Source organism: Mycobacterium sp. 1165196.3 (genome assembly GCF_001673415.1).
Lineage (GTDB): Bacteria > Actinomycetota > Actinomycetes > Mycobacteriales > Mycobacteriaceae > Mycobacterium > Mycobacterium europaeum_A.
Window position 1 is genome coordinate 1 of the sequence record NZ_LZLU01000247.1, and the last position, 11,782, is coordinate 11,782.

General features: G+C 66.8%; 10 protein-coding genes. 1 reads left to right on the top strand and 9 read right to left on the bottom strand.

What is annotated here, in order from left to right; genetic code table 11:
* From A5659_RS23935 to A5659_RS23975, 9 genes are all read right to left on the bottom strand, one after another.
* Positions 1-1,871, bottom strand: a 1,871-nt coding sequence (locus tag A5659_RS23935; RefSeq protein WP_231998003.1) for a CoA transferase, incomplete at its 3' end; no start/stop codon positions are given.
* The gene (locus A5659_RS23940; protein ID WP_067184758.1) at positions 1,868-2,866 is read right to left on the bottom strand and encodes an enoyl-CoA hydratase/isomerase family protein; all 999 of its coding nucleotides are present in this window, start codon (positions 2,864-2,866) and stop codon (positions 1,868-1,870) included. The genes A5659_RS23935 and A5659_RS23940, both read right to left, overlap by 4 nt.
* 2 nt (positions 2,867-2,868) lie before the next feature.
* The gene (locus A5659_RS23945) at positions 2,869-4,008 is read right to left on the bottom strand and encodes a Xaa-Pro peptidase family protein (protein ID WP_067184761.1); all 1,140 of its coding nucleotides are present in this window, start codon (positions 4,006-4,008) and stop codon (positions 2,869-2,871) included.
* Entirely contained in the window at positions 3,998-5,242 is a 1,245-nt protein-coding gene (locus tag A5659_RS23950) for a Xaa-Pro peptidase family protein (RefSeq protein WP_067184764.1), read from the bottom strand. Before A5659_RS23950 ends, A5659_RS23945 begins: the two co-directional genes overlap by 11 nt.
* The gene (locus A5659_RS23955; protein WP_067021571.1) at positions 5,242-6,408 is read right to left on the bottom strand and encodes an amidohydrolase family protein; all 1,167 of its coding nucleotides are present in this window, start codon (positions 6,406-6,408) and stop codon (positions 5,242-5,244) included. Before A5659_RS23955 ends, A5659_RS23950 begins: the two co-directional genes overlap by 1 nt.
* A gap of 47 nt (positions 6,409-6,455) precedes the next feature.
* Positions 6,456-7,700, bottom strand: coding sequence for a cytochrome P450 (locus A5659_RS23960; RefSeq protein WP_066865877.1), 1,245 nt, complete (start codon positions 7,698-7,700; stop codon positions 6,456-6,458).
* Positions 7,701-7,705: 5 nt separating this feature from the next.
* Entirely contained in the window at positions 7,706-7,900 is a 195-nt protein-coding gene (locus tag A5659_RS23965) for a ferredoxin (RefSeq protein ID WP_067021579.1), read from the bottom strand.
* Between the two features lie 11 nt (positions 7,901-7,911).
* Positions 7,912-8,577: a TetR family transcriptional regulator gene (locus tag A5659_RS23970; protein WP_066865727.1), complete on the bottom strand. Its 666-nt coding sequence runs from the start codon at positions 8,575-8,577 to the stop codon at positions 7,912-7,914.
* A 92-nt stretch (positions 8,578-8,669) separates the two neighbouring features.
* Positions 8,670-9,476, bottom strand: coding sequence for an SDR family NAD(P)-dependent oxidoreductase (locus A5659_RS23975; RefSeq protein ID WP_067184767.1), 807 nt, complete (start codon positions 9,474-9,476; stop codon positions 8,670-8,672).
* Positions 9,477-9,605: 129 nt separating this feature from the next.
* Between A5659_RS23975 and A5659_RS23980 the strand changes: the two genes are divergently transcribed.
* Positions 9,606-11,782, top strand: a 2,177-nt coding sequence (locus A5659_RS23980; protein ID WP_082976177.1) for an AAA family ATPase, incomplete at its 3' end; no start/stop codon positions are given.

Below are 11,782 nucleotides of genomic sequence, written 5' to 3' on the forward strand. Positions count from 1 at the left end.
TCGGCGTACGGGGCGCTGCTGGCGCGCGCGGGCAACCGGGGACCGACCGCCGCGCCGCAGAACCTGTATCTGAGCGCGGCATCGACCATCGCCGCTTCGACGAACACGCCCTCGCCCGTGCGGCGCCGGTGCTCGAGCGCCAGCAGTATCGCGTTGAGTGCGTGCACGCCCGCGTTAGGATCTCCGACCGAATACGGGTCATACGGCGTGCGATCGGGATAGCCGGTGAGCCAACTCACCCCGGAGGCCGATTCGATGACGTAGGCGAATGCCGGGTTGTCACGCCAGGGTCCCTCCAGGCCGAAGCCCGGCATCCGCACCATCACGATGTCCGGTCGAATCGACTGTGCGGTCGGGAAATCCAGGCCGATCTGGTCCAGCACGCGCGGCGTAAAGTTCTCCACGAGCACGTCGGACGTTGCGATGAGCTCGCGCAGCAGTTCCCGGCCTCGCGGACTCTGCAGGTCCAGGGTGAGGCCTTTCTTGTTGGTGTTGAGGGCCTCGAAGATCGGAGACTTCTCCCACCACCGGTCCTCGGTGATCGGTATGCCGGCGATCATCCGCGTGCCGTCGGGCCGGCGGGTCGACTCGACGTGAATGACCTCGGCGCCGAGCAGGGCCAGCGCATGCGTGCAGCAGGGACCGGCCCAGAACGTCGTCATGTCCAGCACTCGAATACCGCTGAGCGGCAGCGGTTTCGCGACCCCACTCGGCGCGGGCCGCGCCGGGAGATGCGCGGTGCGGTAGCGCTCGGTGTGCTCGCCCAGCCGCGGCGCCGGCTCCGGTTGGCATAGCTGCGCGGGCCGCATGCGGTACGGGTGGCTGGGCTGCTGGAAGCCGTCGCGCGGATTGCACACGAACGAATCGCGCGCCACGAACTGGTCGAAGGACGTCACGTTGGCGCCGTTGGCGACGGGCGCGTTGGGGATGCGGAATGCGGAAGCCAGTTCCCGGATTTCGTCGACCGGGGTGTCGGCCAGCCAGGCAAAGATCTCCTCGGCGTGGATGTTCGCCTGCTCGGTGATCGACAGCGGCGATTCCTCATCGATCCACTCCGGGCGGCCCACCATCGCGCACAGGTCGAACCACTGCTGCGCGGTCCCACACCCGAGGTCGACCAGGCCATCCTTGGCCTGAGCCACTCCAGGAATGGTCGGCCGCCGCATGTCTCGCCACGGGCGACCGAGCACTTCGAAGTAGGAGACCGGGTAATAGGTGAGGCACAGGATCTGCGTCTCGAGCATCGACAGGTCCAGCAGTTCTCCTGCCCCGCCGTCGATTCGGCGCCACCGGGACGCCAGGGTGGCCACGCTCGCGTAGATGCCGGCCAGGTATTCGCCGACCTGACCGCCGACGAAGACGGGCGGACGCTCCTGCTCGCCGCGGCCCAGCCCGACGATTCCTCCCGACCACGCCTGCAGCGTGAACTCGGTCGCCGCGCGGTCGCGCCACGGGCCCTCCAGGCCGAACGGCGTGATCGCGGTGACCGTCAGATGTGGGTGCCCGGCGTGGATGGCGCGCGGCGAAAAGTTCGGGTGTTCGACCACTTCGGAGCCGGCGGACCACACCACCGCATCCGCGGCGGCCAGCAGCCGGTTCACCAGTTCGACGTCGTCGTCGGCGGCGGGATCGGCGACGACACTGTGTTTCGCCCCGGCCAGGAAGCTGAACAGCGCGCCGTCACCGCCGGCCGGGATGGTGGCGCCCGAGGCCGACCATGCGCGCAGCGAGTCACCCTGCGGGCATTCCACTTTCACGACGTGGGCACCGCCGTCGGCAAGCAACTTGGTGCAGTAGGCGCCGGCTATACCGGTGGACAGGTCGATCACGGTATAGCCGTCAAGCGGCGGTTCGACGCGACGTTGCGTCACTGCTTCTTTCTCTTCGCGTTGCTGTTCTTGTCGGCTCGCGCCTTCTTGCGGGACTTCTTGCTCAGCCGCCATTCGGCGGGGAACTTGACGTCGTTGTCCTTGACCGCGTCACCCAGGCCCCGCTTCATCGCGTCGCCGAGCATCAACTCATCGCCGGCGTCCGGACGGACACTGCCTCCCATTGACTCGAACACGCCGCTGAGCATGCTGCCCAGATATTCGCCCTGGAACTGCTTCATGATTTCGAAGAAGACCTTCTGCATGAAGACCGTGTCCGTGGGGCGGTTACTGGCACACGCGAGCGCGTACTTGTCCACCTCGGCCTCGAGTTCAGCCCGCGGCACCACGCTGTTGAGGAAGTTGCAGTCATACATCTCCGCGGCGGTGAAAGCCCGTCCGGTGAACACCATCTCCTGAAACTTGCGGATGCCCATGGTCTGCGCCCACCACCACATGCGGGGCCCCCAACCGAAATACCGGAACGACGGGTGCCCGAACAGCGCGTCGTCGCTGGAGATCACCAGGTCGGCATCGGCGGCCTGGTAGAAATGCCAGCCGTAGCAGTAACCCTTGGCCTCGAGGATGCTGATCTTCTTGAAGTCCTGCAGGCCGCGAATGCCCGAGTTCGGGTTGGCATACCACTGGCCGAGCGTGGCACCGTTACGAAACGACCCCTGCGGCGGGTATCGGACTTCGTCAGCGCCGATCCGGTATTCGGCGAGCCGCGGACCCTGGTCCGCCGCGTCGCGCATCCGCATTGCCTCGGTGAGATCCGCACCCGAGCCCAAGTCGTCGCCGACACCGCGGACCACCAGAACCTTGACGTCGTCGTCGATGTTGGCCCGGTGCAACAAGTCTGCGTAACGCACCCGCGCGGCGACCGTCGGCGCGTTGAGATAGTCCGGGCGGTCGAACGTGATCGTGGCGATCCGCGTCGTGGCGTCCTTGTCATACCGGATGATCTCTTCGGCCGCAGGCTCGGAGGGCTCGTTCATGACTAGGGTTGCCAGAACGGGCTACCGGTGAGCACCTCGGGGGCGTCGGCGGTGATCAGGACCGCCTCTCGCCCGAAGACAGCGCCGACTCCCTCTTCCCATACATAACCGGTGACGGCCAGCACCATCCCGGGCTCGAGGCGTTCGCCGGCCGCGGTCGCGGGCAGATGCTTGGAGACTACGGGCGGGTCGAACCCCATGCCCAGGCCGCGGGCCACCGGCATCGGCGGCTCGGGCTCGCCGGCGGCGTGGTAGGCGGCGAGCAGTTGGCCCGCGCCCGCCCCGGGCCGACAGGCACCGATCAGCTTGCCCCACAGGCTCTCCCAGCGCCGCTGCAGGGTGGCGGCCCCGTTGGGCACGTGCCTGGTGTCGGCGGGCCAGGTCCGGCCGACCTCACCGACGTAGCCCCCGGCCAGGACGCCGGCGGAGAAGGCCACCAGATCGCCGTCCTGGATACGGCCGTCGTTCCGATTACCGTCGTCGGCCCGCCGCCATGGATGCTTGCGTGAAGTCACCCATGCGACATCCTGATTCGACGGGGTGCTGACCCCGCCGGCCGCGGATGCCTCCAGCAGGACGCCGGCCAGCGCCTGCTCGGTCACCCCCGGCCGCAACTCGGATACCGCGGCTGCCAGGGCCGACTCGGCCACCGCGACGGATTCCCGGATGGCCGCTATCTCCTCGTCCGTCTTGATGCGGCGTGCCGCCCGCATGGCCAGCTCGCCGTCGACCAGCTGGGCGTTGGGAAACGCGGTCGGCAGCAACTGGGCGAAAACTGGTGAGAGGGCGTCGGTTCCGACGCGCCGCGCGCTCGCCGCGCCGTCGATGCGCTGCAGCGCCGACATGGTGTTCATCGGATTCCACGAGATGCCGTAGAGGTTTTCGTGAGGGATGTCTTCCGGAACGCCCTCGTCCCAGGTGCTCAGGAGGTGGACGGCGCCGGTTTCGCGCACCAGCACGCAGGTCGGGCCGAAGGGCCTGGTGCCGGCGACCCACAGTTGCGGCGCCCCGGTGACATACCGGACATTGGCTTGCCGGCCGAGGACCAGGACGTCAAGATCGTGTGCGGCCATCTGGGCCAGCGCCCGGCGGCGGCGGCCCAGGCGCAGCGTGCGCTCGTCAGGCAGGACTTCAGTTGCCATAAGGGTCATAGGGGTAGTCGGTCAAACGGATCCAACCTTCCTCGGTGATCACCAGGACCTCTTCGCTGCGATAGCCGCCGGTGCCGTCCTCCCAGACGACGGGCTCCAGCACCAGCACCATCCCGGATTGCAGGACGAAATTCTCGTCGAACTCCTGGCCGAGATCGGTTCCTATCATGGGCATTTCGGCGGCATTGACGCCGATTCCGTGGCCCAGGTAGAAGTGCGGCAGCCACGGCTTGGTGCCACCGTTGGCCTTGATGGCGGCGCGCCCCAGATCCGCGGCGGTGGCACCGGCCTTGGCGACACCCAGAACCGCGCTCATGATCTCGAACCACTTGTCGAACTGCGCCTGTTGACGGGGTGACGGATCGCGGCCGACGATCCAGGTGCGCCCGAAGTCCGAACAGTAGCCCTGATAGGTGATGCTGACGTCGGTCCACAGCACGTCGCCTTCGGCCAGCTCGCGTTCCGTGGTGAGCAGCGGCAGCGCCAAGTCGCCGTGTGTGGTCCACACACCCTCGGCCTTGCTGGGCGGCATCACCTGCCAGATCGGCTCGAGCATGCTGGCCGTGGCGCCCAGCTCGAAGGCGCGGCGCAAAAAGCTTGCCGACAAATCGATCTGACGGATCCCCGGGGCCAAACTCTTCTGCACCTCGACCATCGCCTCGTCGGTGATCTGGATCGCGGTACGCATGCACGACAATTCGTCCGGAGTTTTCACCGCCTTGGCGGCGCTGACGATGGCCGTGGCGTCGACGGGTGCTCCGCCCGGGAACAGAACCTTGGCGGCACGCGACATGGCGCCGGTGAACTCGTCGACCGCAACTACCGCAGTGGCCGGGATGAGATCGGCCAACTGCTGCGCGAAATGCTCGACGCCCTCGTCGAATTCGAGATATACGGGCGCGTGCAGGTGATCGGCGGGCAGGTCCGACTCCTGTGCGGCCCCCTCGCGGAACGGCAGGAACAGGTGTGGCCAGTCGTCGTCGGCCAACACCACGGCCACCGGCCGCTCGACGTAGGACAACCCGGCGTCGCCGAGCGGCCAGCTGGCCCCGGTGGCGTAGACCACCGCGTTGTTGCCCAGCAGGATCATCGCGTCGACACCGCGCTCCGCCATCGCCGAGCGCAGCCGGGCCCCCGTCGCACGGCGCAGGCGGGCCAGGTCGGCGGTTTCCGGGATCACCAGTCCGTTGCCGGTGTCGGTGTTCAGTTGCGCGAACGTCGTCACTACAGACCCAGGAACTTCGTGACGTTGTCGCTGACGATCTTCACCGCGTTCTCCGGACCCACCGCATCCACAACGGATTTCAGTGATTTCTCGGAATAGCCGTAGGTGCTCTCGTTGTGCGGGTAGTCGCTGGACCACATCACCTTGTCCACCCCGATCTGATCGATCAGCTGCAAGCCCAGCGGGTCGACCATGAACGAGGCGCTCATGTGGGTGTCCCAGTAGTAACGCGGTTCGTGCTCGAGAGTCCGGTTGAACATGTGCTGGTACGAGCCCATCAGGTGGTCGGCGTCTTGCAGCGCCCACGGCACCCAGGAGATGCCGCCCTCGAACCAGCCGATGCGCAGCCCGGGATGATCATCGAGAATTCCGGTGAAGAGGTACTTGGCGAATTGCTCACGGAATCCGTCGATGTTGATCATCATCCCTACCACCACGCTGTTGAACTGGCACGGCGTTTTCGGTGGGGTCTCCCCGATGTGGTGGGTCACCGGAAGACCGGCGGCCTCGATCTCGTCCCAGACCGGCTTCATCGCGGTGCTGCCGTAGTCGATGATGTTGCCGTCGTCGTCCTTGCCCGGGTTGAGCGGCAGCAGGAACGTCTTGAGCCCCAACGACTTCAGCTCTTCAAGCGTCGTCCTGGTGCCCTGCGGGTCCCACCAGTTGATCAGCCCGGCGCCGTAGAAGTGGCCGTTCGAGCGCTCCTGCAGCTCGGCGATGTATTCGTTGTAGATGCGGAAGGCGAGCTCACGAAGCTGCTTGTCCGGGTAGTGAAACAGCGCCAGCACCGCGTTGGGAAACGCCAATTCCTTCTCGACGCCGTCGTCGTGCAGCTCCTGGATGCGCGCCTCGATGTTGGTGCTCGCGGCGCCGGGCAGGTCGTCGTATTGCATCAGCACGGCGCTGAAGTCGCCCGGCAGGAACGACTGCCCCTTGCGGCCGACCTGGTAGGCGCCGTCCTCGTACCAGATCCGCGGCGCCTTATCCTTCAGGTCGTCCGGGAAGCGTTGGTAGAAAATGTCGTCCGCGAGCGAGATGTGGTTGTCCGCGGAGAAGACGACGGTCCCCTGTGGAAGGCCGACGTCGCTGCCCGCGGCGTGACCACGGCGGTCCTTCGGAGCGCCATAACCGCCGGGCGGGTAAAGCGTACTTGTTTGAGTCGTCATCGTTGACCCTCCATTCGGATCCGAATATTTGATGAGTAGCGGGCTGGCTACCAGGTCACCGGCAGTTCGTAGACGCCGTAGGCGAGTCGGTCGTCCTTGAACGGAACCTCCTCGATCGGAATGGCAAGTCGCAGTGTGGGAATGCGCCGCACCAGCGTGTGGAACACGATCTGCAGCTCAGCGCGGGCCAGCTGCTGCCCGACGCACTGATGCCGGCCATAGCCGAATGCGACGTTGCGATCTGCGCCGGAGCGATGCAGGTAGAGCCGGTCCGGCTCCGCGAACGCGTCCGGATCCCAGTTGGCCGGGGCGAGATCGATGATGATGCCCTCACCGGCGCGAATGGTTTCGCCGGCGATGTGGATGTCTTCGAGCGCGACGCGGCGCTGGCCGTTTTGAATGATGCTCAGGTAGCGCAGCAGTTCCTCGACCGCGCTGGCGATGACCTTCGGATCTTCAGCGTCGCGGATAACGGCCAACTGGTCGGGGTTTTCCAGCAGGGCGAGCACGCCGAGACCGATCATGTTGGAGGTGGTCTCGTGCCCGGCGATCAGCAGGCCGGTGCCCAACTGGGCGGCCTCCTTGACGCTGAGTTCGCCGGCCTTGACCCGCTCGGCGAGGTCGGACACGGCGTCCTCGGCCGGGTTCTCCATCTTGGCCTCGACCAGCTGGGCGAGGTATTTGTTCAGGCTCATGGCGCCTTTGACGGTGTCTTCACCGGTGGCGTAGCGCGCGAGGCCGACGTTGGCGTGATGCTGGAACATGTCGGCGTCTTCGTAGGGGACGCCCAGCAGCTGGCTGATCACCAGCGAGGGCACCGGGAGCGCCAATGCGGTGACGATGTCGGCGGGCTGCGGCCCGGCGAGTATCGCATCGATGTGCTCGTCGGTGATGCGCTGGATGGACGGGCGCAGACCTTCGACACGCTTGAAGGTGAACGGCTTGGACAGCATCCGCCGGAATCGGGTGTGCTCCTCGCCGTCGGCGGTGAAGACCGATCGCGGCCGCTTGTGCACCGTGGACAGCATGCCTTCGTTCCAGTGCGGGAAGCCGGGCTGCCGGTCGTCGACGCTGACCCGCGAATCCGAAAACAGCTCGCGCACTTGCTCGTAGCCGGTGATGAGCCACGGTGTGCTGCCGTCCCAGATCCGGACCCGGGACAGCGGTCGGGCTTCGGCCAGCGCCATGACATCCGGCGGTGGCGCGAAGGGGCAGCGCGGCTCCCTGGCCATCGGGTAGTCCGGAATTTCGGACGCGTGCTCCGCCGCGGTGCTCGTCAGGGTGTCGGACATCGTTTTCATTCCTCGATGTGGATGGCAAGCGCGGGGCAGGCCGCCGCCGCCCGGCGCGCGCCCTCGGCCTGCTCGGGCGTGGGATTGGGATTGAGCAGCACCACGACGCCGTCGTCGTCGCGCTGGTCGAACACTTCGGGCGCGTTCATCACGCAGTTCCCTGATGAAGCGCAAAGGTCTTGGTCGACAGTCACTTTCATTCGCACGCCCTTCACTCGTACGCCGTCACGGGCGCCAGCCACAGGCCCACGATCGCGTCGATGAGTCCGGACGCCGCGGCACGCCATGAACGATGGGACGTCACCGCTCCCGCGGCGAGCGCGCGTTCGCGATCGGCGCAGGTGTGCATCAACAAGTTTCGGGCCATGATGTTGCGTTCGAAGTGCACCTCGGCCGGCAGTTCGGGCAGGCAGCGGTTGATGCCCTCGACGACCTGGACCAGCGACGGGGAGCTGAGCGCGCCCTTGACGATGATGTTGTAGTAGGCGGGGTCGGTCATCGCCTGGGCGGCAAAACGCGCATACCAGGTCGGATTTCCGAGCTCCTCCAGGTGATCGGTGAGCGGGCGCACCAAACAGGCCACCCAGTTGCGCATGTCGGTCGAACCGCCCGTGTCGAGCAGCTCGGTCACCATCTGTTCGCGCAGTTGCTCGACGGGCCCGCGGTGCTTGTGCTCGATGGCCCGCACCAGGTCGGCCTTGGTGCCGAAGTGATAGCCGACGGCGGCGTTGTTGCCCTGGCCGGCGGCCTCGCTGACCTGCCGGTTGGACACGGCGAACATGCCGTGCTCGGCGTACAGGCGCTCGGCCGCCACCAGGATCGCCTCTTGGGTGGAACTGGCCCGATCGGTGCGAACGGTCCGGCCGGCGGTGGTCATTGGATCAGTCAACCTCGTACGGTACTTTAAGTCAAGCGATTGATTTAAATTTTAGGACCGTCCTTCGCCGCGCTCGGGGCCTTCCGGCGGTGTCAGCTGTGTCGCTTGGACCGGATCGGCTTGCCCGCCACGGTCCCACCGTCGACCGGAAGCACCGTCCCGGTGACATAGCGCGAGCGGTCGGTGGCGAAATACAGCGCCGCCTCGGCCACGTCGTCGGGCGTGCCCTCGCGCTTCAGCGGCCGGTCCTCCCGCATCGTCTCGCGAATTCGCGCCTCGAACTGCCGCAGCTGTTCGGGGTCCATGCCGGCACCCGATTTGCCCAGGATCGGCGTGGGTATGTTGCCGGGCGCGATGGCGTTGACCCGAATCTCGTGAATTGCCAACTCGATTGCCGCGGCCTTAGTGAACTGAATGACGGCCGCCTTGGACGCGCGGTAGATCATCACACCGCCGCCGGCCTGGATGCCGCCGATCGAGGTGATGTTGATGATGGATCCGCCGCCGTGTTCGGCCATGTGCCGCGCGGCATCTCGGGTACCCGCCATCACGCCGAGCACGTTGACCCCCATCACCCGGTGAAAATCGGCGAGGTCGTCGTCGAGCAATTTCCGCAGCGGGCTGGAGATCCCGGCGTTGTTCACCATGACGTGCAGACCGCCGAACTCCTCGACGGCATCGGATACCAGCGCCCCCACCTGTTCGGGATCGGAGACGTCGGTCGTCCGGAAGGCGGCCGCGCCGCCGAGCGATGCGGCCAACGCCTCGCCGCGGTCGGTCTCGACATCGGCGATGACGACTCGCGCGCCCTCGACCACGAACCGCTCCACGAGTCCGCGACCGATGCCCGAAGCGCCGCCGGTGACGATGGCGACCTTGCCGTCCAATTCGTTGACCACACGACGAGTTAATCGGCGCCTGCCGCGTTAAGTCAAGCAATTGATTTAAGACACGGGCCGCGGTCGGTGCTCGACGCCATAGGCAGGTGCGCTCGGTAAAGTCGAACGGCAAATCACTTTCCAGCGGCGGTGTGGGTGAAAGATCAACAGGCACAACCTTTGCGTGGTCGGCGCGCGGAATGTGCTGCCCTCGACCGGCTGGTGTCGGGCGCCCGCTCGGGCAAGAGTCAGGTTCTGGTGCTGCGGGGCGAGGCAGGCATTGGCAAGACGGCGCTGCTGGATTTCGTTTCCGAGCGTGCCCCGGGCTTCCGCGTGGCTAGGGTCTCCGGGGTGGAGTCCGAGATGGAACTCCCGTTTGCCGCTTTACAGCAACTGTGCGTGCCACTGCTGGATCGCATCGATCAACTGCCGCCTCCGCAGCGCGGTGCACTGGAGATCGCATTCGGCCGGAGCGCCGGACCTGCGCCGGATCGCTTCCTCGTCGGGCTGGCCGTGCTCAGTCTGATCGATGCAGCGACCCAGGCCCAGCCCTTGCTGTGCCTCATCGATGACGCGCAGTGGATCGACCGAATCTCGGCCCAGACGTTGACGTTTGTCGCCCGGCGACTGATCGCCGAGCCCGTGGCGATGGTGTTCGCGGTGAGAGACGCCTCGGCCGCCATCGATGCCGATGATTGGGACGGGTTGCCCGGGTTGGCGGTCCGCGGCCTCAATCCCGCCGACGCCCGCGCATTGCTGGATTCGGTGATCCCGGGCCGACTGGACGACGAGGTGCGCGAGCGCTTCGTGGCGGAGACCCGGGGAAATCCGTTGGCGCTGTTGGAGTTGCCCAGGGGTCTGACCGCCGCGCAGCTGGCCGGCGGCTTCCAGCGCCCGGACGTGCAACCACTGGCGGGACAGATCGAGCAGACATTCGTCCGGCGGATCCGGTCACTGCCGGACGAGACCCAGCAGCTATTGATCATTGCGGCCGCAGAGCCGGTGGGCGACGCGGCGCTATTGTCGCGCGCCACAGAGCATTTAGGGCTTCCACTTGACGCGGCGGCCAGAGCGGAAGCGGCCGGATTGATCGACGTGGGCACCAGGGTGCGATTCCGTCATCCTCTGGTGAGGTCAGCGGCGTACCGCACGGCGGATCTGATGAATCGCCGACGCGTACATCGGGCGCTAGCTGAGGTGACCGACCCACGAAGCGATCCGGACCGGCGCGCGTGGCATTTGGCCATTGCGGCTCCGGGTCCGGACGAATCCATCGCCGCCGCACTCGAGAGCTCCGCCGACCGCGCCCAGGCCCGAGGCGGAGTGGCCGCGGCTGCCGCGTTCCTGGAACGGGCCACCCAACTGACCTCGGATTCGGCCCGCAGAGGGGCACGGGCACTCGCGGCCGCCCAGGCCAAGCGTGACGTGGCGGCCTTCGACGCCGCGGACGAGCTGCTCACCATCGCCGAGGCCGCGCCACTGGACAAGCTGCAGCAGGCCCGCGTCACCCGACTGCGCGCGCAGATCGTTTTCTCCCGCAGCCGTAGCGGTGATGCCGATGCACCGATGGTCTCCGATGCGGCCGTACGCCTGCTCGACGCCGCACGCCGGCTGGAAACACTGGACGACGCGCAATCCCGCGAAACGTACCTAGACGCCGTGGGGGCGGCGATGTTCGGCGGCCGGCTGTGCCCGCATGGCGGTATTGCGTCGACCGCCGAGGCGGCCCGCGCGGCACCGCCCGGGCCGAAGCCGGCACGGCCGGTCGATCTCCTTCTTGATGGCGTCGCGCTGCGGGCGACGGCTGGACTCGTCCCGAGTCTGGCAGCGATGCGCGAAGCGCTGCGCCTCATCGAAGCTGCCGCCGAGCGCGCCGATGACGTCATGCATTGGTTCTGGCGAGCCTTTCCCATCGTCCAGGAATCTGCCGCCCACGAACTCTGGGACGACGACGTATGGCATCGGCTGGCCACCCACGCGGTACGCCTGGCGCGTGCGGCGGGCGCACTCGCCGTGTTACCGAACGCCCTGGTCTATCGCGCCGGTGTACACGTCCAGGCCGGCGAATTCGCAACGGCATCCCAACTTGTCGAGGAGGCCGACGCCATCTCGGCTGCTACGGGTTATGCCCCGGTCAAATATCACTCGGTGCTGCTGGCCGCTTGGCGGGGCAATGAGAACGTCGCGACCAATCTGATCGACCGAGCGGCAACAGACGGGATCGCCAGGGGCGAAGGCCGAATAGTGGCGTTGACCGGGTATTCCAGCGCTGTCCTCTACAACGGTCTGAGCCGCTACGACGATGCCTTCGCCGCCGCGCGCCAGGC